Source organism: Castellaniella sp. (genome assembly GCF_034675845.1).
In the GTDB taxonomy this organism is placed as follows: Bacteria; Pseudomonadota; Gammaproteobacteria; order Burkholderiales; family Burkholderiaceae_B; genus Castellaniella.
In genome coordinates this window covers 615,754-641,443 of sequence record NZ_JAUCCU010000002.1, presented here as the reverse complement: position 1 = coordinate 641,443, position 25,690 = coordinate 615,754, and the positions used below count along the sequence as shown (strand labels likewise).

General features: G+C 61.4%; 23 protein-coding genes and 1 pseudogene. 9 read left to right on the top strand and 15 right to left on the bottom strand.

All coding sequences use genetic code 11. The features are described 5' to 3' along the window. Positions 1-5 precede the first annotated feature (5 nt). The 7 genes and pseudogenes from VDP81_RS14610 to VDP81_RS14580 form a co-directional block, all read right to left on the bottom strand. Complete coding sequence (locus tag VDP81_RS14610) at positions 6-1,337, bottom strand: dihydrolipoamide acetyltransferase family protein (RefSeq protein WP_323012689.1); 1,332 nt, start codon at positions 1,335-1,337, stop codon at positions 6-8. Beyond that, positions 1,337-2,374, bottom strand: a complete 1,038-nt coding sequence (locus tag VDP81_RS14605; protein WP_322995138.1) for an alpha-ketoacid dehydrogenase subunit beta — start codon at positions 2,372-2,374, stop codon at positions 1,337-1,339. The genes VDP81_RS14610 and VDP81_RS14605 overlap by 1 nt, the downstream gene beginning before the upstream one ends. A gap of 2 nt (positions 2,375-2,376) precedes the next feature. Further along, on the bottom strand, positions 2,377-3,609 hold the full coding sequence (locus tag VDP81_RS14600; RefSeq protein ID WP_322995139.1) for a 3-methyl-2-oxobutanoate dehydrogenase (2-methylpropanoyl-transferring) subunit alpha: 1,233 nt from the start codon (positions 3,607-3,609) through the stop codon (positions 2,377-2,379). 114 nt (positions 3,610-3,723) lie between these two features. After that, a complete protein-coding gene (locus VDP81_RS14595) occupies positions 3,724-6,357 on the bottom strand; it encodes a DNA internalization-related competence protein ComEC/Rec2 (protein WP_323012688.1) in 2,634 nt (877 codons plus the stop codon). 92 nt (positions 6,358-6,449) lie between these two features. Beyond that, positions 6,450-7,278, bottom strand: a pseudogene (locus VDP81_RS14590) (TatD family hydrolase). Beyond that, entirely contained in the window at positions 7,268-7,969 is a 702-nt protein-coding gene (locus VDP81_RS14585; RefSeq protein ID WP_322995142.1) for an ABC transporter ATP-binding protein, read from the bottom strand. The pseudogene VDP81_RS14590 and the gene VDP81_RS14585 overlap by 11 nt, the downstream one beginning before the upstream one ends. Next, positions 7,962-9,233 (bottom strand): lipoprotein-releasing ABC transporter permease subunit, encoded by a 1,272-nt coding sequence (locus VDP81_RS14580; RefSeq protein ID WP_322995143.1) that lies wholly within the window; start codon positions 9,231-9,233, stop codon positions 7,962-7,964. The genes VDP81_RS14585 and VDP81_RS14580 overlap by 8 nt, the downstream gene beginning before the upstream one ends. 40 nt (positions 9,234-9,273) lie before the next feature. On the opposite strand from VDP81_RS14580, the gene VDP81_RS14575 reads away from it, so the two are divergent. Together VDP81_RS14575 and recJ are read left to right on the top strand one after the other, a co-directional pair. Continuing rightward, positions 9,274-10,182 (top strand): hypothetical protein, encoded by a 909-nt coding sequence (locus VDP81_RS14575; protein WP_323012687.1) that lies wholly within the window; start codon positions 9,274-9,276, stop codon positions 10,180-10,182. Beyond that, complete coding sequence (gene recJ / locus VDP81_RS14570) at positions 10,167-11,867, top strand: single-stranded-DNA-specific exonuclease RecJ (protein WP_416233266.1); 1,701 nt, start codon at positions 10,167-10,169, stop codon at positions 11,865-11,867. Before VDP81_RS14575 ends, recJ begins: the two co-directional genes overlap by 16 nt. Here the strand turns inward: recJ and VDP81_RS14565 are convergent. After that, positions 11,838-12,785, bottom strand: a complete 948-nt coding sequence (locus VDP81_RS14565) for a DMT family transporter (RefSeq protein WP_323012686.1) — start codon at positions 12,783-12,785, stop codon at positions 11,838-11,840. The two genes, recJ and VDP81_RS14565, sit on opposite strands and share 30 nt — an antisense overlap. Next, positions 12,782-13,690, bottom strand: coding sequence for a DMT family transporter (locus VDP81_RS14560; protein WP_323012685.1), 909 nt, complete (start codon positions 13,688-13,690; stop codon positions 12,782-12,784). The genes VDP81_RS14565 and VDP81_RS14560 overlap by 4 nt, the downstream gene beginning before the upstream one ends. 278 nt (positions 13,691-13,968) lie before the next feature. On the opposite strand from VDP81_RS14560, the gene infA reads away from it, so the two are divergent. Next, positions 13,969-14,232, top strand: coding sequence for a translation initiation factor IF-1 (infA, locus tag VDP81_RS14555; protein WP_322995147.1), 264 nt, complete (start codon positions 13,969-13,971; stop codon positions 14,230-14,232). A gap of 13 nt (positions 14,233-14,245) precedes the next feature. On the opposite strand, the gene VDP81_RS14550 is transcribed toward infA, so the two are convergent. The 4 genes from VDP81_RS14550 to VDP81_RS14535 all read right to left on the bottom strand — a co-directional run bounded on the left by VDP81_RS14550 (position 14,246) and on the right by VDP81_RS14535 (position 17,671). Continuing rightward, positions 14,246-15,052 carry a transporter substrate-binding domain-containing protein gene (locus VDP81_RS14550; RefSeq protein ID WP_323012684.1) on the bottom strand — a complete coding sequence of 269 codons (807 nt, stop codon included), beginning with the start codon at positions 15,050-15,052 and terminating at the stop codon, positions 14,246-14,248. After that, complete coding sequence (locus tag VDP81_RS14545; protein ID WP_323012683.1) at positions 15,045-15,818, bottom strand: ABC transporter permease; 774 nt, start codon at positions 15,816-15,818, stop codon at positions 15,045-15,047. Before VDP81_RS14545 ends, VDP81_RS14550 begins: the two co-directional genes overlap by 8 nt. Positions 15,819-15,902: 84 nt before the next feature. Further along, on the bottom strand, positions 15,903-16,898 hold the full coding sequence (locus tag VDP81_RS14540; protein ID WP_323012682.1) for an ABC transporter substrate-binding protein: 996 nt from the start codon (positions 16,896-16,898) through the stop codon (positions 15,903-15,905). Continuing rightward, entirely contained in the window at positions 16,895-17,671 is a 777-nt protein-coding gene (locus VDP81_RS14535) for an ABC transporter ATP-binding protein (RefSeq protein WP_322995151.1), read from the bottom strand. The genes VDP81_RS14540 and VDP81_RS14535 overlap by 4 nt, the downstream gene beginning before the upstream one ends. 177 nt (positions 17,672-17,848) lie before the next feature. Here VDP81_RS14535 and VDP81_RS14530 point away from each other — a divergent pair, with 177 nt between their 5' ends. The 4 genes from VDP81_RS14530 (at position 17,849) to VDP81_RS14515 (ending at position 21,331) form a co-directional block, all read left to right on the top strand. Further along, positions 17,849-18,310: a hypothetical protein gene (locus VDP81_RS14530; RefSeq protein WP_322995152.1), complete on the top strand. Its 462-nt coding sequence runs from the start codon at positions 17,849-17,851 to the stop codon at positions 18,308-18,310. Positions 18,311-18,435: 125 nt separating this feature from the next. Then, positions 18,436-19,443: a TRAP transporter substrate-binding protein gene (locus VDP81_RS14525; protein WP_322995153.1), complete on the top strand. Its 1,008-nt coding sequence runs from the start codon at positions 18,436-18,438 to the stop codon at positions 19,441-19,443. Positions 19,444-19,520: 77 nt separating this feature from the next. Next, entirely contained in the window at positions 19,521-20,057 is a 537-nt protein-coding gene (locus tag VDP81_RS14520) for a TRAP transporter small permease (RefSeq protein ID WP_322995154.1), read from the top strand. After that, positions 20,054-21,331 (top strand): TRAP transporter large permease, encoded by a 1,278-nt coding sequence (locus tag VDP81_RS14515; protein WP_323011274.1) that lies wholly within the window; start codon positions 20,054-20,056, stop codon positions 21,329-21,331. The genes VDP81_RS14520 and VDP81_RS14515 overlap by 4 nt, the downstream gene beginning before the upstream one ends. 62 nt (positions 21,332-21,393) lie before the next feature. Here the strand turns inward: VDP81_RS14515 and VDP81_RS14510 are convergent, their stop codons facing one another. Continuing rightward, positions 21,394-22,506, bottom strand: coding sequence for a tellurite resistance/C4-dicarboxylate transporter family protein (locus VDP81_RS14510; RefSeq protein WP_416233265.1), 1,113 nt, complete (start codon positions 22,504-22,506; stop codon positions 21,394-21,396). Positions 22,507-22,659: 153 nt separating this feature from the next. On the opposite strand from VDP81_RS14510, the gene prfB reads away from it, so the two are divergent. Together prfB and lysS are read left to right on the top strand one after the other, a co-directional pair. After that, positions 22,660-23,764, top strand: a protein-coding gene (prfB, locus tag VDP81_RS14505; protein WP_323012681.1) for a peptide chain release factor 2 whose coding sequence is annotated in 2 segments (ribosomal slippage) — positions 22,660-22,740 and positions 22,742-23,764 — 1,104 coding nt in all. Because the reading frame shifts where the segments join, the coding sequence is not laid out codon by codon here. A gap of 3 nt (positions 23,765-23,767) precedes the next feature. Then, positions 23,768-25,282 (top strand): lysine--tRNA ligase, encoded by a 1,515-nt coding sequence (gene lysS / locus VDP81_RS14500; RefSeq protein ID WP_323012680.1) that lies wholly within the window; start codon positions 23,768-23,770, stop codon positions 25,280-25,282. A gap of 60 nt (positions 25,283-25,342) precedes the next feature. On the opposite strand, the gene iscA is transcribed toward lysS, so the two are convergent. After that, complete coding sequence (gene iscA / locus VDP81_RS14495; RefSeq protein ID WP_322995158.1) at positions 25,343-25,666, bottom strand: iron-sulfur cluster assembly protein IscA; 324 nt, start codon at positions 25,664-25,666, stop codon at positions 25,343-25,345. Positions 25,667-25,690 lie beyond the last annotated feature (24 nt).

Genomic DNA, 25,690 nt, shown 5'->3' with positions numbered 1-25,690 from the left:
CTGGCTTACTCCACAAACAACAGCGCCGGGCATTCCAGATAACGCCGGATGCACTGGATGAACTCGGCGGCATGCATGCCGTCGACCACGCGATGATCAAAGGATGAGGACAAATTCATGAGCTTGCGCGCCACCACCCGGCCTTCGAGGAAAACCGGGCGCTCGACCACGCGATTGACGCCCACGATGGCGACCTCGGGGTGATTGATGACCGGCGTGGACACAATGCCGCCCAAAGGCCCCAGGCTGGTCAGCGTGATGGTGGAACCCGTGAGTTCATCGCGGGCGGCCTTGCCCTGGCGGGTGGCCTCGGCCAGACGTGCAACCTCGGCGGAGCAGGACCAGAGATCCAGGGTTTCAGCATGGTGCAGCACCGGCACCATCAGCCCGGCAGGCGTCTGGGCTGCGATCCCCAGGTGCACGGCCCCATACTGGGTAACCACCCCGGCATCATCGTCAAAACGGGCATTGATCTGCGGAAATTCGCGCAGCGCCAACACCATGGCCCGAGCCAGAAACGGCAACAGGGTGAGCTTGCCGCGCTGGGCGGCGTATTGGCTATTTAGCCGTGCGCGCAGAGATTCGAGTTCGGTGACGTCGATTTCTTCTACGTAGGTGAAATGCGGGATACGGCGTTTGGATTCCTGCATTTTCTGGGCGATCTTGCGCCGCAGGCCAATGACCGGAACCTGGGTTTCCTCGTCGTTGGATTGATACAACGACCCGGTGGTGCGGTTCGACGTCGCATTGCGGTCGCGCGCCAGCCAGGCATCCAGATCCCCGTGGGTGATGCGGCCTGCGGGGCCGGTGCCCGGCACATATTGCAAAGTAATGCCCAAATCCCAGGCGCGACGGCGCACGGCGGGCGATGCCAGAGGACGCTGACCCACCGCCCGAGCCGGGGCATGCGACGCCGCGTGGGGCGATACTGCCACCGAACGGGGTGCCTCCGCCACCGGGGCAGGAGCGGGAGCCGACGCAGCCACGACGGCCTGGGCCGGCACGGCTACCGCCACGGGTGCTGCAGCAGGCGCTGCCGGGGCCTCGGTCTTCGAGGCTGCCGTCCGGGTCTTGAAGGTGTGTTCGTTGCCCTCGCCCTCGATTTCCAGGCGGATGAGTTCAGCCCCCACCGCCATGACTTCGCCCACCTGGCCGCCCAGGGAGACGACCCGGCCATGCACCGGGGACGGAACCTGGACGGTAGCCTTGTCGGTCATGACATCGGCCAGGATCTGGTCCTCGACCACGGTGGCGCCCGGCTGGACATGCCATTCGACGAGTTCGACTTCTGCGATGCCTTCGCCAATATCCGGCATCTTGATGATATGAATACCCATTATGCCTCCCGGAACGCACGTTTGAATGCCTCGGCCACCCGTTTGGGGCCGGGGAAGTAAGCCCATTCATGGGAATGGGGATACGGCGTGTCCCACCCCGTGATGCGTTCGATCGGGGCCTCCAGGTGATAAAAACAATGCTCTTGCACCAAGGCGCAGAGTTCGGCGCCAAAGCCCCCTGTGCGGGTGGCCTCGTGCAGCACCACGCAGCGGCCGGTCTTGCGCACGGAGTTCAGGATGGTATCCAGATCCAGCGGCCAGATGCTGCGCAAATCAATGATATCGGCCTCGATGCCCGCCTCTTGGGCGGCGACCTCGGCCACATAAACCATGGTGCCGTAGGTAATGACGGTAAGTTCGCGGCCCTCGCGGTAAAGCGCGGCCTTATCCAGCGGCACGGTGTAATAGCCTTCCGGGACATTGCCCAGGGGGTGCTTCGACCAGGGCACCACGGGTTGGTCGTGATGGCCGTCAAAGGGACCGTTATACAGCCGTTTGGGCTCCAGGAAGATGACAGGATCATCGTTTTCAATGGAGCTGATCAACAGACCCTTGGCATCGTAGGGGTTGGACGGCATGACCGTGCGCAGGCCGGCGACGTGCGTAAACAGGGCCTCCGGGCTTTGGCTGTGGGTCTGGCCGCCAAAAATGCCGCCGCCGCAAGGCATGCGGATGGTCAGCGGCGCGGTATAGTCGCCCGCCGAACGGTAGCGCAAGCGCGCGGCCTCGGAGAAAATCTGGTCGGCTGCGGGGTAAAAGTAGTCGGCGAATTGAATCTCGACCACTGGCCGCAGGCCGTAGGCCCCCATGCCGATGGCTGCCGCCACGATGCCGCTTTCAGAGATCGGCGCGTCGAAGACCCGGGACTGGCCGTATTTGGCCTGCAGGCCTTCGGTGCAGCGGAATACGCCGCCAAAATAACCGACGTCCTCGCCGAAAACCACCATATTGTCGTCGCGTTCCAGCATGATATCCATGGCCGAACGCAGGGCCTGAATCATGGTCATGGGGCGTGTCTTGAGTTTTTCCTGTGCCATGATTACACCCCCAATTCCTGGCGCTGCCGACGCAGATGTTCCGGCATTTCCTTGTAGACGTCCTCGAACATGGTGGCCACGCTGGACGTGCGTCCAGTGGCCATCGTGCCATGGGCTTCGGCCTTTTTCTGGGCTGCAACGACTTCGGCCTCGCAGGATTTTTGGGTATCCTGGTGCTCTTTTTCGGACCAGATGCCACGCACAATCATGTGCTGTTTCAGGCGCGTGATAGGGTCACCCAGCGGGAAGCGCGACCAATCATCGGCAGGCCGGTATTTGGACGGGTCGTCCGAGGTGGAATGCGGCCCAGCCCGGTAGCTGACCCATTCGATGAGTGTGGCGCCGTGGTTGTTGCGCGCCCGATCGGCCGCCCAGCGGGACGCGGCATAGACCGCCAGAAAATCATTGCCATCCACCCGCAGCGACGCCAAGTTGGAGCCGATGCCGCGTGCGGCCAGGGTGATGCCTTCCCCGCCTGCGACGGATTGGAAGGTGGAAATGGCCCACTGATTGTTGATGACATTGAGAATCACCGGCGCCCGGTAAACATGGGCGAACAACAGCGCGGCCTGGTAATCGGATTCGGCGGTGGCACCGTCGCCAATCCAGCCGCAGGCAATGCGGGTGTCGCCCTTGATTGCCGAGGCCATGGCCCAACCCACCGCCTGGGGCATTTGCGTGCCCAGATTGCCCGACAGCGTGAAAAAGCCTTTTGCAGGCACGGAATACAGCACCGGCAACTGACGCCCTTTCAGGTGGTCTTTGTCGTTGGAGAAAATCTGGCACAGCATATCGAACAGCGGATAATCCTGGGCGATCAGAAGGCCCTGCTGGCGATAGGATGGAAAATGCATGTCGCCATCGCGCAAGGCCAGGGACTGGCCGATGGCAATGGCTTCCTCGCCCAGGCACTGCATATAGAACGAGGTTTTTTTCTGGCGCTGGGCAATGACCATGCGCGCATCGAAGATGCGGGTCTTGATCATGGCCTGCATGCCCCGGCGCAAAATTGCGTCATCCGGCGGGTCTTCGGCCCAGGGGCCCTGCGCCTGACCATCGTCATCCAGCACGCGGATCAGGCCCAGGGCCAGGTCGCGGGTGTCGTAGGGAATGGTGTCGATGGGAGGTTTTCGGGCAGCGCCTGCAGGTTGCAGCCGCAAATAGGAAAAGTCGGTCTCCTGACCGGGACGCCCCGAGGGCTCGGGGACATAGAATTTCAGGGGTGTCTGTGTCATGGTCGAGAAAATCTTTTGGATTTGCCATTAACCCGCTGGCGGGCAACAGTCGTCTTATGGACGGCTGGCGCATCATCGCCGATCCCGCAATTCAGCACAAGATCGGATAAACCATTAGGGACGCTGGCCATGCCAATACCGACGCGACGACTTCAATACACTGTACAACGACAGCCCATCGGCACGCGACTCGGCATTTACCCCGCCCTGCCAGTCAGTCCGCCAGACCTGCGTGTCCGCCTGCTGCCAGCGGCGCAGCACGGCATCCGCAGGATGGCCGTGGCGATTCCAGCGGCCTACCTGCATGATGACATGGCGGGCGGACACCGCCGCCACAAATGCCGCTGACGAAGACGTGCGCGATCCGTGGTGGGCAGCCACCACCACATCCACCGGCGTCAGGCCCCGCGCCACCAACACGGATTCCGTGCGGGCTTCAATATCCCCGGTCAGCAGCAGGCTGTGATAGCGCCCCCGCACCCGCAGCACACAGCTACCTGCATTGGCCTGTACGCCTTTGCGTTCACCGCGCACATCCAGGGGCCACAGAAATTCAAAACTGACGCCGTCGATCTGCCAGCGTCCGCCAAACTGACAAAAACTGGCGGCCAGCGGCGCAGTGGCAGGCTCAGCCTGCAACAGACGGGCCTCACGACGCAACCAGGCAGGCAGATCAAAGGAACTGTAAGTCTGTTCTACCGGCATGGCATCCAGGATGCTGCGCACCCCGCCCGCATGATCCAGGTCCGCGTGCGACACCACCAAGACATCCAGCCGCCGCACCCCCAGGGCCCGGGCCACAGGCACCACGGTGCGAACGCCCTCATCGCTATCGCGGGCATGACGGGCACCTGTATCGAACAAGATGGCGTGCTTTGCCGTGCGCACCAGCAAAGCACTGCCCTGCCCGACATCCAGGGCATGCAGATCCCACTCGCCCAGCGCCGGACGCGCAGGCACCCACATCAGCATGGGCAACAGGGCCAGCCAGCCCCAGCGCTGTCGGCCACCAAGCCAGACTGGCCAACGCAATGCAGATGCAGACCATCCTCCCCTGGCCTGTGCACCAACGGATTGGCGCGCCGTGCGACGCGGCCAAAGGGCCACCGCCACCCCGGCTGAAGCCAGAAGATACAAACCCGCAGGCACCGTCGGCACCGGCCAGGTCGGCAACCGGGCCAACCAGGCCGTGGGCACCATCATCCAATCCAGCACCCCATGCGCGAGCCAGGCCAGAACATCCGCCAACCAGTCCAGCCCCGGCACCAGGGCACACGCCGCCAACAGCAAAGACAGGGGCGTGACCAGCAATTCAATCAGGGGGATGGCATAGGCATTGGCCAGCGGCGACACCAGCGATACTTCATGAAATATCCAGGCCAGCACTGGCGCCAGCGCCAGGGTAATGGCCCACTGCAGGCGCGCCGCCAGGCGCAATCCGCGCAGCCAGCGTTGGCGGCATGATGCAAGCGTCGGCGCCGCCACCGGCACATCACCCGCCGCCGCAGTGGTACTGTCCAGCCCCACCGCCAGCAATACCCCCACGGCGGCAAAAGACAGCCAAAACCCACTGGCCAGCACCGACCAAGGGTCCAGTGCCACCACCACGAGGGCGGCCAAGGCCAGCACCCGAGCGCCACTGAGGCGCAACTGCAGGATCTGAGCCCCCGCGACGACCGCCAGCATCATGAAAGTGCGCTGGGCGGGAACCCCCCAGCCAGCCAGCAGGCAATACAGCCAGGCCACCAACAAGGCGGCACAGGCCCCGGCCCGCCTTGCGGGCCAGCGCTCGGCCAGCAAGCGGCCACGCCAGGAAAACCGGCGCCAGCCCCAGATCACCGACAAGCCCCCCATGCCTGCCAACATGGTGATGTGCGAACCGGATATGGACACGAGATGCGTCAGGCCTGTGCGGTTGAAAACCGTCCAATCGGCATCATCCATGCCATCCTGGTCCCCGATGGCCAAGGCGCGCAGTACCGCCCCATAGCGTTTTCCAGCTAGATAAGGCGCCATGGCCTGCCGGATATGATGTCGCGCCCGGTCGGCCACCGTCGACAGGCTGTGCCAGGGTTCATCGTGCAAATACTCGGGCGCTCCGCGCACCGTGCCTGTCGCCCGTATATCGGCGGCAAAGGCATGGCCCTCGTAATCAAAAGCGGTGATGTTCTGCGCGGCCTGGATCGGCCGCAACACCAGGGCCATGCGCCAGACCTGACCGGCATAAATATCCGGAAATGGCGGGTCTGCGGGCTTGGCCGCCGCATAAGGGCTACGCCAGCCGGATGCCGACCAGTTGACCAAGATGCGCTGGGGCACCCCCGGCGGATGAGCCTGCAACACTTCCGCCTCGAACCGGACCCGATCCGGCTGCAGCCGCGGCAAGCCCTGCACCCGCAAGATCACCCGGGACACCCGATCCGTATTGCCCGCATCCAGCGTCTGATCCAGCCGCCGTTCAGCCCAGAAAACCGTCACCGCTGCCGCCAGCAAGGCCGCCGACAGGCACGCCAGCAGCATGCGACAGGTTTGGAGCAGGCGCCCCAACCATAAGGCCAGACGTGCGTGACGAAGAAACCTAGACCTGATTCTGCTTTGGGGGCGACCGCCGAGCCATGGAATCAGGCCCAACAAGGCCAACGGCAGCAAGCCCCAGGCCAGAACACCCGGCCAGGCAGGCAACAGGGCCAGGCGGTGCACCGCTACGACTCCCAATAGCCCTGCCCCGACGATCAAGCGCCCGATCATGCCCTGTCTCCCAGCCTGCCCAGACCGAAGACACTACGTCACGCCGATAGGACAGTTCCAGTCCAGGTTGACAAAATTGCGCGCTTAATTGGTCAGATAGGCTGAACCAGGGCCAGCCTGGGCAGCGATCGCTGTGCATTAGCGGCGCATTGACCAATCACCGCTGCCCGGGCCTCGCCCCGCAAGCTCGCCAGGCAATCAGCCACACCCGCTATTTCTGCAGGCTCGTTGCGGGCTGGCTGAGCATGCCCCTGGGCATCCCGGCCCAACCAGGCTGGGGCCATGTCCGGCGCATCGGTTTCCAGCACCAGGGCGCCGATCGGCAACTGGGTGGCCAGGCGCCGGATCTGCAAGGCCCGATCAAACGTCAGCGCCCCGCCCATCCCCAAAGAAAAACCCAAATCCAGAAACTGATGCGCCTGCTGAAAACTGCCATTGAAGGCATGCGCAATGCCACCGATGGGCGACTGCCTGCGCAGGTATTTCAATAAAACATCCTGGGATTTGCGCCCATGCAGCAGTACCGGCAGGCCAAACTGCCGGGCCAGGCCCAGTTGGTGGGCATAAAATATTTCTTGGCGGGCGCGCTGGGCCGGGGCATTGTGATCCGGCACAAAAAAAATCCAGGCCGATTTCACCCACGGCAACCAGGCGAGGATCATCCTGCCAGGCGTGCAGGCATTGCGCCAGGGCCAGCAGGTCTTGATCATCCGCCTGCGCCACATACAAGGGATGTATCCCCAGCGCATAGCGGCCTCCCGGCCAGGACCAGGCCAAATCTCTGACCGCCTGAAAATTGCTGCGCCCCACTGCTGGAATCACGATTTGCCGTACCCCGGCGGCCACAGCGCGGGCAATCACCGCTGCCCGGTCGGCATCAAACTCGGTTGCATCCAGATGGCAGTGCGTGTCAATCAGCATGGCGCAAGCACCCGGCCTGCATGTGCAGCTGCCGATGCGCCAGCGCAGCCAGGGCCGGGTCGTGCGTGACGATAATGAAGGCCGTGCCCAGATCCTGATTGATCTGGCGCAGCAACGCAAACATCGTATCGGCCGTGTGGCGGTCCAGGTTGCCGGTGGGTTCGTCGGCCAGCACGCAGGCCGGTTGGGTGACCAGGGCGCGGGCCAGGGCCACGCGCTGGCGCTCGCCCCCGGACAACTGACCCGGAAAATGCGCCATCCGCTGGCCCAGCCCCACCTGATCCAGCATTTGACTGGCCTGCTGTCGGGCCTGGGATCGTGCCATGCGGCGCACGATCAGCGGCATGGCAACATTATCCAGGGCGGAAAATTCCGGCAACAGGTGATGAAACTGATACACAAATCCCAGGGACTGATTGCGCAAGCGGCTGCGCTGGCGCTCGGACAGGCCTGCGGCAGCCTGGCCCGCCACCCAAAGCTGCCCCTGGTCGGGCTGGTCCAGCAAGCCCAGGACATGCAGCAGCGTGCTTTTGCCAGAACCGGAGGCACCAATAATCGCCAGCATCTCGTGGGCATGCACCGTCAGGCTGACGTCTTGCAGCACATCCACCCGCCCAGTGCCCTCGTCATAGGACTTGGACAGGTGCTCGGCGCGCAGCACCACGTCGGCTGATTGGAATGATTCAGTCATGACGCAATACCTGGGCAGGCTGCAGGCGCGACGCCCGCCAGCTGGGATATAGCGTCGCCAACAGAGACAAGACCAATGAGGTCAGCCCGATGACCGTGATATCGCCCATCTGGGGATTGGATGGCAGTTCGCTGATGAAGTAGATCTGTTGCGGCAAGAACTGCACCCCCAGCATGCGCTCTATCCAAGGCACGATGACGTCGATGTTATACGCGGTCAGGGTGCCCAACAGCACCCCGGCTGCCGTGCCAATCACGCCGATCAAGGCTCCTTGTACCAAGAAAATACGTGCAATCTCTGCCGGGGTGGCCCCCAACGTGCGCAGGATCGCAATATCGGATCGCTTGTCCTTGACGGCCATCACCAGAGAGGACAACAAATTGAAGGCGGCCACCGCCACAATCAGGGTCAGGATCAGGAACATCATACGTTTTTCGGTTTGCACAGCGGCAAACCAGGTCCGATTATTCTGCGTCCAATCCATGGCGCGCACCCCCGGTGGCATGAGGGCCAGCAGTTGACGCGCCACAACCGGGGCTTGCTGCATATCCGCGATACGCAGCCGCACACCGCTGATGCCGCTGTCGCGAAACACGCGGGCGGCGTCTTCCACATTGATGAAGGCCAGCGTTGCGTCATATTCGTAATAGCCCGAGGAAAACACCCCAGACACCGTGAACTGGCGCATGCGCGGAGAAAATCCCGCCGGTGAAATCGAGCCCTGGGGGGCCAGCAGCAGCACCGTATCCCCCACCCGCAGGCCCAGCGACTGGGCGATCTGGCTGCCAATCACGACTTGGTACGACCCAGGGCTCAGACTGCTCAGCGAACCGGACTCCAGTTGCCCTTGCAAATCCGATACCTGGGGTTCAGTCGCCGGATCGATGCCGCGAACCTGAACGCCGCTGAGCGACTGTCCCTGGGCCAGCATGGCCTGAGCCGCCACAAAAGGCGCAGCCCCGCGCACGGCAGGGTCCGTCTCGGCCTCGCGCGCCAGGTCCTGCCAATGATCCAGTACCTGTTGATGCGACACGCCCGGTAAATAGAGTTCTATATGGGGTAGCACCGACAGCATGCGATCCCGCACCTGGGTCTGAAAACCATTCATCACGGACAGCACGATAATCAGGGCTGCAACCCCCAGCGCAATCCCCGCCATCGAGCTGGCCGCCACGAAAGACACGAAGCGGTCGCCTCGGCGGCCCCCGCGGCCAGTCCGCGCCAAGCCCGCATAACGCGCCCCAATCCACCACTCATAACTCATCTAAACAGCCTTTGCTTGCGTTTGACTCTACAATTCCGCCATGCATATCGTGATCCCTGGGGCCTGGCCCGACCCTGAAGTCGCCACCGAACTGGCACCCCATCTGGCGCAACGCGCCCCCACCCTGGCCCACTGGCTAGGCAAAGGGAAACCCGTGATCAGCCCCAGTCTGGCGGCAAACACTTGGTGCACCCCATTAGAACACTGGCTGCTGGATGCGCACGGCTTTATACCCGCACCAGCCGAGCATATTAGCGCAGGTCTGGGGCCTCTGCGTGCGCCTACGCTGGATGATGAGCCGGTCTGGCTGGCCGAGCTGATCCACATGGCGCCTTCACGCGATGGCGCCGCCCTGTTGCCGGCCGACACGCTGGCGATCACGACAGAACAATCCGAGGCGCTCTGGGCATCCGCCCAAGCATACCTGGAAGACGGCCTGCAGCTGGAACCGCTGCTGACCGATACCTGGCGCGTGCGCTGGCCATCGAACCCGACGCTGCCCTGTGCCAGCCCAGCCCTGGTGGCCGTCAGTGCAGTCAACGACTGGTGGCCCCAGGCCCCAGCAGCCCAGCCGTGGCGGCGACTGGTCAATACTTTGCAAATGGCATGGTTCGAGCATCCGATCAACCTCGACCGCCAGCGCAACGGCCTGCCACCCATCAATAGCCTCTGGCTGTATGGCGGCGCCCGCCCCAGCCAATTGACGACCTCGCTGCCACCAGACCTGCACATCGACACCCGCCTGCAGGCCTTGGCCACCGCCCAGCGCTGGGGTGAGTGGATAGAAGCCCTGGCCGATCTCGATCAGCAATTATTGACGCCCATGGCCAGCCAGCACCCTATCTTGGTCCTCGGCGGACGCGACCGCTATGCCAGTGTCACCGTATCTGGTGGCTGGCTGGCGCGCTTGAAAACCCAAGACTGGAGGCGCTGGTGGTGCAGCCGCTGATTCGTCCGCGCCAGTCCCGCCGGCAAGGCACGCAGGCACTGACGGATGCCGGGGTCCATCCGCTGCTGGCCCGGCTGTGGGCGGCACGCGGCCTGTCTCAAAGCACTGCGCCCGACTGGGCCAACCTCATCCCGCCGACGCGCTTATCCCAGGGACAACAGGCCGCCGATTTGCTGGCCGATGCGATTGCCAGTCAGAAAAAGCTACTGATTGTGGCCGACTACGATTGCGACGGTGCCACCGCATGCGCCGTGGCGGTGCGTGGATTGCGTCTGCTGGGCGCGCAGGTGGACTTTCTGGTGCCCAACCGCTTCGAGACCGGCTATGGCCTGTCGCCCGCCGTGGTCGAGCTGGCCTGCAAGCACGCCGCTGGACGGCCCGATCTGCTGATCACGGTGGATAACGGCATCGCCAGTGTCGAAGGCGTGGCAGCGGCCCAGGCGGCAGGCATCCAGGTGATTGTCACAGACCACCACCTGCCGGGCGATGCGCTGCCCCAGGCGCTGGCCATCGTCAATCCCAATCAGGCGGGCTGCGACTTCCCCTCTAAACACCTGGCCGGCGTCGGGGTGATTTTTTATGTGCTGTTGACCCTGCGTGCCACCTTGCGCGCACGTGGCGTGCTGCCGCCGCGCGGCGGCCCGCGCCTGGATGCCTTAAGCGACCTGGTGGCCTTAGGCACCGTGGCCGACGTCGTGCGGCTGGATGACAATAACCGTCTGCTGGTGACCCAGGGCCTGAAACGTATCCGCCAGGGACAGATGCAGGCGGGCATCGCAGCGCTGTTTGCCGTGGCCGGCCGCGACCCCCGCATGGCCAGCACCGCCGATCTGGGCTTTGCCCTGGGACCCCGCATCAATGCCGCTGGCCGCATGGCCGACATGAGTATCGGCATCCACTGCCTGCTGGAAGACGATCCGGCCCGCGCCCTGGCACTGGCCCAATCGCTGGATGAAATCAACCGCGAACGAAGGGCCCGCGAAACCACCATGCGTGATCAGGCCCTGGCACAGCTGGATATACAGCCCCCCAGACAAACCGCCAGTCTCTGTGTATGGCAGCCCGACTGGCACCCCGGCGTGATCGGCCTGGTCGCTTCGCGGCTGAAAGAAACCTACTGGCGCCCCACCCTGGCATTCGCTCCCGACGAGCACGACACGCTGCGCGGATCAGGGCGATCCATCCCCGAGGTCCACCTGCGCGACGCGCTGGACCTGGTCAGCAAGCGCCTGCCCGGCGCCATCCTGCAGTTTGGCGGCCACGCCATGGCCGCCGGCCTGATCCTGCGCCTGGCCGCATTCGAGGACTTCACCGAGCAGCTGGATCTGGCGGTACGCACGCTCAGTGGCCAGGATGCTTTCGAGCCCTGCCTGGAGACCGATGGCGCCCTGGAGCCCATGTATTTTTCCGTGGAAACCGCAGCCATGCTGGCAGAACAGGTCTGGGGTGCAGGCTTTGCGGCACCGCTGTTCCAGGGATATTTCCAGGTCATCCACCAGCGCGTCCTGAAGGAGCGCCACCTGAAGCTGTTTCTGGAGCACGACGGCCAGCGCCTGGATGCCATCTGGTTCAATCATGCCGACCCCCTGCCCGAGCGCATCGAAGCCGCCTATCGACTGGAGCGCAATACCTGGGGGGGACAGACCACCCTGCAGTTATTGATCGAGCACGCGCGCGGCGCTTGAGGCCCGACCCGGCCAGACCGCCAGCACCAACCCCAACAGCGCCAAGCCAAACGCCAGGGCATGCAGGCGACTGAAGGATTCCCCCAGCGCCAGCACCCCCACGCAAGCCGCCCCCACCGGCAGCATGGCGGTAAAAACGCCTGCGCGCGAAGCCGGCACGCGGCGCAAGCCCGTCATCCACAATAGAATCGTCCAGCTGGCGGCCAGGCCATACAGCAGCATTGCCCCCCACATGGATATAGACACCGCTGAAAAATCGAAATTCCGGGCCGTCCAAAGCCCCGCCGGCAGCATCAGCACAAACCCCCAGACATTCATCAAGGCACTGATGCGCTTGGCAGACAGGCTGCCCGTCAACTGTTTGCCGATGACGGCATACGCCGCCTCGCACAGCACGGCCCCGCCCAACAAGGCGTAGCCCAGCCAGTGCTGGGCAGCATCCCCGACCTGGGCCTGATCCGCATCGGGTTGGGCCAGCGCCAGCAGTGCGATGCCCAACACGGCGCAAAGAATAGCCAGCACGATCTGGGGCCGGATGGCCTCGCCCAGCACCAAACGGCTGAGGACGGCAATCGCCGCCGGAATGGCGGACATGATCACCCCAGCCGCCACGGCATTGCTGTAGCTGACGCCCAGCACCATGAACACCGTGAACAGAAAGCTGCCGATGAAGGACTCCAGAAAAATCAGCCAATGCAGGCGCATCGTCAAGGGCGGCTCGGTCGCGGGTTTACGCAGCCAATGCAGCACCGACAGCCCACCGATACCAAAGCGCAGGCAACCCAGCAAAAATACAGGAAAAATCAAGGCCAGCGGCTTGCTGAATGCCACATATGCCCCGACCACGAACATGCTGCCCGCCAGACAGACATATGCCACCCAAGGCACGGAGCTTGGTGCGGCATCCTGCGGACTCATGTCCTGGCCCGGCGCGAAGACATCACAATGCCCCCGATAATCAGCAAAAAGGCCGTCGCATGATAGAAATGCGGGCGTTCGCCCAGCAAAGCCGATGACAACAGGGCCGCAATCAAAGGGGTCAGATTATTGAAAAAACCCGCCAAGGTCGGCCCCACCCGCTGCACCCCGGCGCCCCAGCAGCGAAACGCAATCACCGCCGGGCCGACGGCCACGAACGCCACGGCCAACAGCAAAGGCCAGCCCCACACTACCTGACTATCGGTCAGTTGCCATTCCAGCGCCGCAAACATCCCGGACCAGGCCGCCCCATACAGCACCTGCCCCAACAAGAATCCCGCCCAATGCGCCCGCACCGGCGCATCCGCCGGAACCTGAGTCAACTGCCAGCTGTAAAACGCCCAGATAATCGTGGCCAATACCATCAGCAAATCGCCCACCACGAAGCGCAAGGCCAGAAACTGATCCCACTGGCCATGGGACAGAACGATGGCAACCCCGGCCAGCGACAGCCCCGCCCCCGCCATCTGCGCCGGACGTATCGCCGCCCCATGAAACATGCGCCCCACCAGCATCATCCAGACCGGCATGCTGGCCGCCACCAGCGTGACATTGACCGGGGTCGAGGTATGGAGCGCCAGGTATTGCAAAGAGTTATATAGCCCAACCCCCAGCAAGCCCAACATGGCATAGCGCGGCCATTCCCGCCAGACGGCGCTGCCCCGCTGCAATACCCGATAGCCAAACGGCAGCAGCAATAGCAGGGCCACGGCCCAGCGAAAGAAATTAAGCGTCATGGGGGGGACCAGATCGGCCACCGCCCGGCCAACCACCGCATTGCTGGCCCATAAGGCGGGGGGCACGAGCAGCAAAGCCACGGTCCCGGGAGTCAAACGTTCATTCATGTATCATTTGCCTGCATAGATCAGCAGGGATTCTAACCGTCAATTAATTCTTGACATAATACCGCCTCAAGCCTTAACATAAGGGCTTGTTTCATCAGCGGTTTTCAGCATTCACCAATTTTTCGGCTGCCTATAGCAGGTATTGCACCTGCTGCCTCTTTAGGGCGGCTCCGTCCCTGCCTGGTCCTGATCGCCTTTGCCCCATGCCTGCCTCCCCAGAGAGCCGGTTCACGGGGCATTTGCCCGCTGACACCAAAGAACTTTACGGGAGCCCCAATATGGCTAAAGAAGAACTACTCGAAATGCAAGGATCCGTCACTGAGGTCCTGCCAGATTCCCGCTTCCGCGTGACGCTGGACAATGGTCACCCAGTGATTGCCTACACCGGCGGCAAAATGCGCAAGCACCACATCCGCATCCTGGCCGGTGACAAGGTCACCCTGGAAATGTCACCCTACGATCTCAGCAAGGGCCGCATCACTTTTCGCCACCTCAACCGTCCGGCCGGCTCGGCTCCGACGCAGCAGCGTCGCCGCCACTGATCCACAGATCGGCTCAGTGACAATCCGGCACGGTCTGGTCCAGATAAACCTCAAAGGCAATGGACTTGGCCTGCTGCTGCGCAAGTTTTTGCAACTGCGCAGGCGCCACCGACTGGTGCAGGGCCGCCACCGCATCCGCCGACAAATCAGCCCTTTGCAACTGCACCAGCGTCACCTGTCTCTCGGGGGCCAACTGGGCCGAGAACTTGCGCCACTCCGGAAACCTCAGCAACTGACGCAGCAAGCCCTCATCCTGCACTGCCGCATCACATCGCCCAACCCGCAAAGCCAGTAAAGCATCCGTGGCCGATGGATAGACTTGCTCGATCGCCGCATGGCGGGCCGCGAGTTCACCGACATAACGGCCATCCGCACTAAGACAGACCGTGCGCCCCGCCAGATCGGCCCATTGATGTATATCGGTGTCCGTGCGCATGATCGCCATGGGACTGACCGACCAGTCCAGCACCCGACGCTGCACACCAGCAGGCAGGTCTTCCGTCGCTGACCACACCCCCACCCAGCCATCCAGATCGGATTGCTGCAATTTGCGGCCCACCTGATCCTGTGCCACAGCCTGCAAAGTGGCCGCATGCGCAGTCGCCTGGCCTGCCAGCACTTCAATCCGCGCAGAAGTGCGAGGCTTGGCCCCCGGTTCGGGCGCAGGTGGGACTTCGGCCACCCCGACGCGCCAACCACCGGCTTCCTGAGCCACGGCCGGTACGGTCACAATAAACCCCACCAGCGCCGCAACAGCCGTCGTGCGGATCAATGCCGCAGCACGTGTCAAAGAAACTGGAAGCAAAGCGAAATCAGACATATTGATAGCGCAGCACACTGCGTTTTATGTTCTCTAAAAACACTTGGTCGATCAGGGTAGCCAGAATGGCGATGGTCAGAATATTGGCCATCACCCCCACCATGTCGGCAGTCTCGCCGGCATAGGCCAGCGAACGCCCCAGCCCCTGGCCAAAGCCAATCAGCATTTCAGCCGAAATCAAGGCACGCCAGGCATTGCCAAAGGCCAGTTGAGCCCCGGTGATGAGTTCTGGCATGACCGCAGGCAGATAGACCCGGCGCACCATGTCCCAGGGGCTGGCCCCCATGACCCGGGCTGCCGACACATGGGTTTGCAACACGCTCTCGGTGGCGTTCATGACCGATAAAGCTGCCGGGAAAAATGCCGCCAGAGCAATCACCACGATAATGGGGATATTGCCAAAGCCCATCAGGATCAGGAACAAAGGGACCCAGGCGATCGACGGGATGGACTGCAGGATAATGATGGCGGACTTCAGGACTTCGCGAAAGAACAGCAGCAGCCCGCCCGCCAGACCGAAGCCCACCCCAAACAACAGGGCAAAGCCATACCCTACCCCCAGGCGCCCCATGCTGCCTGCCAGCACAGCCCGGAACTCGCCGGATTGCAAATCATGCCAGACCCGCACCAACACCCCCGGCACCCCCGGCATCAGAAAATCCGGCAAGGTCCAGGCCGCCATCTGCCAGACCAGCAAAATGGCGGCAATAGCCACCAGCATGGCCAGTTTGCGGGCTGTGGGTGAAATACGTTTGCTTGTGCTCATAATCAAGAAGAAGGCCGGAATCACATCCGGCCATGGGGTTGGATGCGGGGTGGCGATTATCGCACCCCCCGACAGATTGATGCTTTAAAGCTTGCGGGCCTGCTGCCATTCCAGGTCGACAATGGCCTTCACGTCAAAGGGCTGGCCATCGGCTGTTTTCAGCGCACCATGAGCCTGCATGATGTCGGCGACTTCCTGCATGCGGCCCAGGTCGTCCGGCGTCAGGGCAGGATTGAAGGTCTGCGTCTGGATCGCTTTGCTGATGATCTGATCGCGCGGCAGATCGCCCTGATTCAGGGTTTTCAGGGTGGGCTCGGCAATAAAGTAGCTGGAGATCAGCTTGGCTGCCTCGTCGGGCTTGCTTTGCAATAATTCGATTGCCTCGGCTTGGGCATCCAGGGATTTCCAGACCAGATCCTTCTTGTTTTTCAGGGTCTCGCCTGAAGTAATCGTGACCATGCAGGGGAAAGGCCAGACCGCGCCAATTTCATAAATCTGCTTGACCGGCGCAATCAGTTGAGCAATGCTGGCCTGAGGCTCGAACAAAAAGGCGGCATCCACGCGTTTGCCCACCAGCGACTGCACCGCCACCTGTGGGCTCACGCCCATGATATTGACATCCTCGACGGCCAGTCCGGCGTCCTTCAGAACCACCCCGCGCAAGACGGTATCGGCCGTGCTGCCTTCTTTTTGAGAGGCCAGTGTATGGCCCTTGAGATCGGCCACGGTATTGATATTGACATCATCGCGCACCACCAGGGCATGAAAGCCCCGCTGCGCACCAGACACGACTTTCAGGTCGGCTCCGCGTGAAGACCACGATGCCGCATTGGTAAAGCCCAGCACGCCGGTATCCAGTTGGCCGCCGACAATTGCCTTGATCAGGTCGGTGCCCGACTTGAATTCAACCAACTGCACGTCCAAACCATGTTTTTCATAGAACTTGCCCTCGAAAGCGGCAATTGCCTGGGCGTCATCCATGACACGGATATACCCCACCTTGAAAGGATCGGCGGCAAACGCCTGGGACGCAAAGGTCAGGGCCGCCAGGGCGGGGATCAATAAACGGCTGAATTTCATGCTGCAAGTTCCTCGGGATATGAAGACGAATCGGAATGTGTGTCGGCGACGATGCCCAGCAAGCCCAGAATTTCTCGGCGCATCTCGGCAAAACCCGACAAATCATGGGTTTTATCGCTGGCGGTCAGATGGAATTCCTGGAGCAGGCGCGAAGGCCGAGCACTGAAGACCAGAATGCGATCAGCCAAAAACAAGGCTTCGTCGACATCGTGGGTCACCAACAGCACGGTGGGCCGTGTCTCCTGGATCAAGGTGCGCAGGGCATCTTGCAAGGTCATGCGCGTCAGGGCGTCCAAAGCGCCAAAAGGTTCGTCCAGCAGCAAGACTTCAGGCTGCGTGATGAAGGCGCGCGCCAGGGCGCAGCGCTGGCGCATGCCGCCCGACACCTGATGCGGGAAATAGTCCTCAAAGCCTTTTAAGCGGACCTTGTCCAACCAGGCGGCGGCCTGCTCCCGGGCCTGGGCACGAGGAATCTTCTGCAGCTCCAGCGCCATGGCGACATTTTGCAGCAGGGTCAGCCAAGGGTACAGGGCATTTTCCTGGAACATCAGCATGCGGCTGGGGTCTGGGCGACGGATGACTTGGCCATCCGCCAGCACCTGACCTGCGCTGGGTGCTTCCAGGCCGGCGGCCAAATGCAGCAGGGTCGATTTCCCGCAACCAGACGGCCCGACCAGCGCGACGAGTTCGCCGGGCGCGATATCACTGCTGAACTGCTCGACCACCGAGAGATCGCCAAACTGTTTTTCGACTTGCCTGAAAGATAAATTCATGGTTTTTCCTGCCAAGCCAGCCAAACCGGGCTGACCCACGCTGCAAAATAACGGGACTGTCGATACTTTAACGACCATGCTTAATATCCAACAACAATAAATTAATGATTTTTTTATAACTAAAAGATATATGTCGACGCGTTACCATGAACCATCCGCTGAGGCAGGAACTTCATCATGACCAGCCAGATGTCCCCAGACCCAATCACGTGGCTGCTGACAGCACACGCCAGTACGCGCCAGCACCTGGAACAGCTGCTGCACACCCCTGCACCCGCCCTGGACCCGGCCACACAATCCGCCATCGCCTGGTTCGACAGCCCTGCACAGCTCCAGCACCACATCCTGCGCGATATCCTCTGCCCCCTGCTGATCGAATCCATGGCGGGTTCCGACGCCGTGTGCATCAAAGGCATGACCCAGTCGCTAGAGACACAGGGCACCCGCCTGGGCCAACAGTGGCGTCAACAAATTGCCCCGGGGCTGCTGACCCAGCCACCAACAGCCACGCAATTGGCCGCCTGGGTGCGCGACTACCTGGCATATCTGGACCAGGCGGATGACGAGCTGCTGCCCATGGCCGCCCGCCTATTGGATGACAAGGCCCTGGAAACAATTGCCCAGGCATGCCATCAATAGTGGTTTGCCCTAATCGTCAAAATATTACAATTTGATTAAACTTCGCGAGTTCAGCCCCTGATCAAGCCAGGGGGCCGTCAGACAAGGAACGCATCATCATGCACCTTGCTACCCGGAGGTTCTTCATGAAATTCACCACCACCCGCCTAGCCACTGCCATTGGCCTGTCCCTTACCCTGGGACTGGTGTCCGTCACCGCCAATGCGGCTCCGATCGTCATCAAATTCAGCCACGTGGTGGCCGACTCCACACCCAAAGGCCAAGGCGCCCTGAAATTCAAGGAGCTGGCCGAGGCCGCCCTGCCAGGCGAAGTCGAAGTCCAGGTCTTCCCGAACTCCCAACTGTTTGGTGACGGCAAGGAAATGGAAGCTCTGCTGTTGGGCGACGTCCAGATCATTGCTCCTTCGCTGGCAAAATTCGACCGCTATACCAAAAAAATCCAGATCTTCGACCTGCCCTTCCTGTTCGACGACATGGCGGCGCTTGACCGCTTCCAGGCCAGCCCCGCCGGGCAAAGCCTGCTGGATTCCATGCAATCCAAGGGCATCCAGGGCCTGGCCTACTGGCACAATGGCCTGAAGCAAATGTCCACCAACAAGGACAAGCTCACCCGCCCCGAAGACGTCAAGGGCCTGAAATTCCGCATCCAGGCATCCGACGTGCTGGAAGCCCAATTCCGCCAATTGGACGCCAACCCCCAGAAACTCGCCTTCGCCGAGGTCTATCAGGCCTTGCAGACCGGCGTGGTGGACGGTGCCGAAAACCCCTGGTCCAATATTTACTCGCAAAAATTCCACGAAGTCCAGAAAACCATCGCCAATACCAACCATGGCGCCCTGGACTACATGGTGATCACCAATGCCGGCTGGTGGGATGGCCTACCTGAAAATGTCCGCGCAGCCCTGAAAACCGCTATGGCAGGCGCCACCGAGCACGCCAATAAGCTCGCCAATGAAATCAACGAACGCGATAAAAAACTGATCGCTGACGCCGGTAAAGCCAAAATCCAACCTCTCTCCAAGGAAGACGTTGCTGCCTGGCGTACCGCCATGCAGCCAGTCTGGGAGAAATTCCAGGACGGTATCGGTGTAGACCTGATCGAAGCAGCCAAGGCATCCAACCAGCCTTCCTGATTCCGGCTATCATTCGCTGATTCTCAGTACGGCCGCTACCTAGCGGCCGTTTCGCATCCTACCAAGGAGCCCTCTCCATGCTGAAAAATTGGCTGGAACATACAGAAGAAGGTTTGATCGCCTTCCTGCTGGCGGCCATGACCCTGGTCACTTTTGCCCAGGTCGTGGCGCGCTACGTCTTCAACTACAGCTTTGTCTGGGCGCTTGAGCTGACCATGTATTTCTTCGGCGCCCTGATCTTTTTGGGCATGTCCTATGGGGTACGCGTCGGCGCCCATATCGGTGTCGATGCCGTGGTGCGTCTGCTGCCCGCACGCACCGCCCGCCACTTGGCGATTGCCAGCACCCTGCTTTGCATTATCTACGCCATCATCGTGCTTTACGGCAGCTGGATCTACGTCAGCAAAATTCACATGATCGGCATCATGGCCCAGGATCTCCCGATTCCGCAGTGGGTTCCCCGCCTGGTCATGCCGCTCGGCTTTGCCCTGCTGATCTACCGCTTCGGCGAAGTTCTATGGCACCTGATGAAGGGCGATCACGCCTCGCTGTTGGGTGACGAGGTCGCTGACGCCATGAAATACCGATCTGACGACACAGGGGACAACACATGACCACGCTTGCCCTCTTTGTCCTGCTGTTTGTCTTCATGTTCATGGGCCTGCCTGTGGCGATTGCCCTGGGCCTGTCCTCGCTATTGACCATTATGGCCTTTGGCACCGACTCCCTGGCGTCCCTTTCACTCAAGCTCTACGAAACATCCGAGCACTTCACCCTGATGGCCATCCCCTTCTTTATTCTGGCGGGGGCCTTCATGACCACCGGTGGGGTGGCCAAACGCATGATCCGCTTTGCCATCGCATCAGTCGGCCATCTGCACGGAGGCCTGGCCATTGCCTCCGTGCTGGCCTGCGTGCTATTTGCCGCTGTCTCGGGATCGTCCCCGGCGACTGTGGTCGCGGTCGGCTCCATTGTCATCGTCGGCATGGTGCGGGCAGGCTACACCGAGTCTTTCGCCGCCGGGGTGGTGTGTAATGCCGGTACGCTGGGCATTCTGATTCCGCCCTCCATCGTGCTGGTGGTGTACGGGGCAGTCACCGAAACCTCGGTGGGTGCGCTGTTCATGGCGGGCGTGGTGCCGGGTCTGCTGCTCGGCCTGGTACTGATGGTGGCAATCTATATCATCGCCCGCGTGCGCAAGATGCCGCGCCAGCCACGCGCCAGCATGGCCGAAGTCGCTACCGCTGCCCGGGATTCGATCTGGGGCCTGCTGCTGATCATCATCATTCTGGGCGGCATTTACGGCGGGATCTTCACGCCCACCGAGGCCGCTGCCGTGGCTGCCGTCTACGCCTTTGTGATCGCCGTATTCGTGTATCGCGACATCGGCATGAAACAAGTCCCGGAGGTCCTGATCGACGCGGCCAAGGTGACCATCATGCTGATGTTCATCATTGCCAACGCCTTGCTGTTTGCCCACGTGCTGACCACAGAACGCATCCCGCAGGCAATCGCCGAGCAGATCATCGCCTGGGACATGAGCAGTTGGCAGTTCCTGATCGTGGTCAATATCCTGTTGCTGGTGGCCGGGGCCTTCATGGAACCCACCGGAATCATCCTGATTCTGGCGCCAATCCTGTTTCCCATCGCCATGGAACTGGGCATCGATCCCGTCCATCTGGGCATTTTGATGGTGGTCAACCTGGAAATCGGCATGGTGACTCCACCCGTGGGCTTGAACCTGTTTGTCACGGCAGGCATCACCAAGATGAATATCTCGCAGGTGATCCGGGCCGCCAGCCCCTGGCTATTGTTGCTGCTGACCTACCTGGTGTTCATCACCTACGTGCCGAGCGTCAGCCTCTGGTTGCCGGGACTGTTCCACTGACACTCAACGTCATCTAATGCAAAAAGGCCAGGAAAACCTGGCCTTTTTGCTTGGTGAACGATTTATGCGCGAGCCTGGCGCAGCACACTGCGCACCATGCCATAGAACGTAATCGCCCAGGCCAGCAAGGCCGCATGAAAAAATACCCAGGACACACCCGTCAAAAACCCGAATTCCATGGCGTGCTCCAGCTGCCAGGTACAGGCCGCGTACATGCCCAGCGGGAACACCATGCCCCAATACAAGGGGTCGTACTCGAATGGAAAGCGCTGGAAGATATAGCGCCACACCCCCAGCAGCAGCAACATGGGAATCCACCAGGTACCGGTCGCCCAATAAAACACGGTAAAGCCCTTGAGAAAAGGGACGAGCGACACCAAGAACGGGGCATCCGGCGCATTCAGAATCAGTTGGGACCCGGCCAGCGTGGAAATCGCCATGGCTCCCATATTGATCCAGTACGGCGGCGAGAGATCGCTGGGCGGAAAGCGAAAAAACACATAACGATAAAAAATCAGAGACATCATCCAGATATAGAACATCCCTCCCCAGAGCCACATGGACAAGGCCAGAAAATTCAACTCTAGTCTGAACGGCTGGCCAATGCGGGCCGCCAACAATGCACTGGATACCGCCAATGACTGGGTTGCCACCACCGCCAGCAGCCAGGCACCGCTAATGCCACGATCCAGGGTGGGCTTTTCCGTCTTGACGGTGAACGCGGTGAAAATCGTGTACATCAGCAGCACCCACAGCACCACCGACAGCCCCCAGAGGGCCACGCCCAGTGGAATGTGATCCAGCTGAATCATCATCTGGCTGGATAAAATCCCCGTCGCCGCCACCATGGTAAAAAACCCCGGTCCTTTCAGGTGGCTGACCATATCGCCGAAAAAATTCCGGGGATAGCGCACGGCACGCAGTACATACAGCACCCACAGCACCAGAAACTGCACGACATTGAGCCCCAGCAAGACACTGGCTATCCAGGGATAGCCCATCATGTGGGCACCAATCGACACAATGCCGGTGGCCATGACCAGGCCAAAATACGCCGGATGCATGTCCTGCAGACGGCTCTGGCGTCCCGATGCCTGCCAGGGGGCGCCCTGGACCGCTGATGCGCCCGGCGCAGTCGGCACCCTGGATTGCTGACTCAATCCGCTAGTCTCCATGTGGTTCTCCTGATGCATAACAAACATGTCTTTCTTGACGCGCTAAAATAGCAGATTCCCCTAAAGTGTAATGTGCTATCGCTCGTACTCCGGTCAGTGGCCGGTGTGGGCCAGCCATGCGCTAGATTCAAGCCACCATCAGACAGGACCCCCATGGAAGCCGAACGCCAGAATCAGATCAGCAACCACATCGAAGATTACCTGGAACGCCAGGATATTCTACGGAGGTATCTTTGACTACGATACCAAGTCCGAGCGCCTGATTGTCGTCAACGCAGAGCTGGAAAACCCGGATGTCTGGAACAATCCCACGCACGCCCAGGAATTGGGCCGCGAGAAAAAATCCCTGGAATCCGTGGTTCAGACCTTGACCGAGCTGCAACAAGGCCTGCTGGACGCGCGCGACCTGTACGAGCTGGCCGCTGATGACGACGATGAACCGACCCTATTGGCCATCGAAGCCGACTGTGCCGCCCTCGGAGAGCGTCTGGAAGCCCTGGAATTCCGGCGCATGTTCGACAACCCTGCCGACCCGCTGAACTGCTTTGTCGATATCCAGGCCGGGGCCGGTGGCACCGAAGCCCAGGACTGGGCATCCATGTTGTTGCGCCAGTACCTGCACTACGGCGAACGCAAGGACTTCAAGGCCGAAATCCTGGAAGAATCCGAAGGCGAAGTCGCCGGGATCAAATCCGCCACCATCAAATTCGAAGGCGAATACGCCTACGGCCTGCTGCGCACCGAGACCGGCGTTCATCGCCTGGTGCGGAAAAGCCCTTTTGATTCCTCGAATGGCCGCCACACGTCTTTTGCCAGCGTGTTTGTATACCCGGAAATCGACGATTCCTTCGAAGTCGACGTCAATCCAGCCGATCTGCGGATCGACACCTACCGCGCCAGCGGGGCCGGTGGCCAGCACATCAACAAGACCGACTCGGCCGTGCGAATCACGCACAGCCCCACCGGTATCGTCGTGCAATGCCAGAACGACCGGTCCCAGCACCGCAACCGCGCCGAAGCCATGCAGATGCTGAAGTCCCGCCTGTACGAACTAGAGATGCGAAATCGCATGGCCGAGCAGCAAAAACTCGAAGACTCGAAAAGCGATGTAGGCTGGGGTCACCAGATCCGATCCTACGTGCTGGACCAAAGCCGCATCAAAGACCTGCGCACCGGGGTCGAAATCTCCAATACTCAAAAAGTCCTGGACGGCGACCTGGATCCCTTCATTACTGCCAGCCTGAAACAAGGCGTATGAGACATGAGCACGCAAGACACACCAGCCCCTGATGAAAACCGCCTGATCGCCGAGCGGCGCGCAAAGCTCTCCACCCTGCGCGAACTCGGTCCGGTCTATCCCAACGATTACCGGCCAGATACCCACGCCGCCACCCTGCACGCCGACTACGGCGCACTGGAGGCCGAAGCCCTGGAAACCCAAGGCATACAGGCCCGCGTCGCCGGGCGCATGATGCTCAAACGCGTCATGGGAAAAGCCAGCTTCGCCACCTTGCAGGACGCCTCGGGGCGCCTGCAACTGTACCTGGATCGCGGCGTGCTGGGCGACGAAGCCTATGCCGCCTTCAAGACCTGGGACATTGGCGATATTCTGGGCGCCGAAGGCCAGGTATTCAAAACCAACAAGGGCGAACTGTCCCTGCGCGTGCAATCCCTGCGCCTGTTGTCAAAATCCCTGCGCCCGCTGCCCGATAAGTTTCACGGCGTGGCCGACCAGGAACTGCGTTACCGCCAGCGCTATGTCGACCTGATCATGACCGACAGCACCCGCCAGACTTTTCTGGCGCGCAGTCGCATCGTCAATGCCATCCGCCAGATCATGACGGATGCCAACTTCCTGGAAGTCGAAACCCCGATGCTGCACCCCATCCCAGGAGGGGCCGCCGCAAAACCCTTCATCACGCACCACAATGCGCTGGACATGGAGATGTACCTGCGCATCGCACCAGAGCTTTACCTGAAACGCCTGATCGTCGGCGGCCTGGAACGCGTCTTTGAAATCAACCGGAACTTCCGCAACGAGGGCGTGAGCCCGCGTCACAACCCGGAATTCACGATGATGGAGTTCTACGCCGCCTACACCGATTATCGTTGGCTGATGGACTACACCGAGTCCCTGATCCGCGAAACCGCCCTGCAGGTATGCGGTACCGCCGATCTGTCCTACCAGGGTCAGCCCCTGGACCTGAGCCGCGCATTCGACCGCCTGACCATTGTTGAGGCCATCCAGAAATACGCCCCGGCCTACACGCTGGCGCAACTGCAGGACGAGGCATTTCTGCGCCAGGACTTGCGCCGCCTGGGGGCCGAGGTAGACGGCCCGGTACTGGCCAATGTCGGCCTGGGGGCGCTGCAGTTGGCGCTCTTCGAGGAAACCGCCGAAGCCAAGCTGTGGCATCCGACCTTCATCATCGACTACCCCATCGAGGTCTCGCCACTGGCCCGGGCATCAGACACCCAGGCTGGCATTACCGAGCGATTCGAACTCTTTGCCTGCGGCCGCGAGATCGCCAATGGATTTTCGGAATTGAACGACCCCGAAGATCAGGCCGCCAGATTCCAGGCCCAGGTAGCCGCCAAGGACGCGGGTGACGAAGAAGCCATGTATTTCGACACGGACTACGTGCGTGCGCTGGAATACGGCATGCCGCCCACGGGCGGCTGCGGCATCGGCATCGACCGCCTGGTCATGATGTTGACCGACGCGCCGAACATCCGCGACGTGATTCTGTTTCCCCATCTGCGCCGCGAGGACTGATCCGCTGGCAGGGTACGGTGACTGGCCAGTCTGGCCATCACCATGCCCTGATGAAACCGATTAGACGGTAAATGATTCGCCGCACCCGCAGGCGGCTTTTTCGTTGGGATTACGGAATCGAAAGCCCTCGTTCAGGCCTTCTCGGGCGTAATCCAGCTCGGTCCCCTGCAGGTATGGCAGGCTATCGGGGTCTATATACACGCTGACCCCGAATTGCTGAAATAACTGATCGGCTGCGGCGGGCTCGTCCACGTATTCGATCTGGTAGGCCATGCCCGAACACCCGGTGGCTTTTACCCCCAGGCGCAGGCCCAGGCCATGGCCACGTTTATCGAGATGACGCCGGATGTGATCGGCGGCGGATTGTGTAATAGTGATTGCCATAAAGACCTCGGTAATGGAAATCGG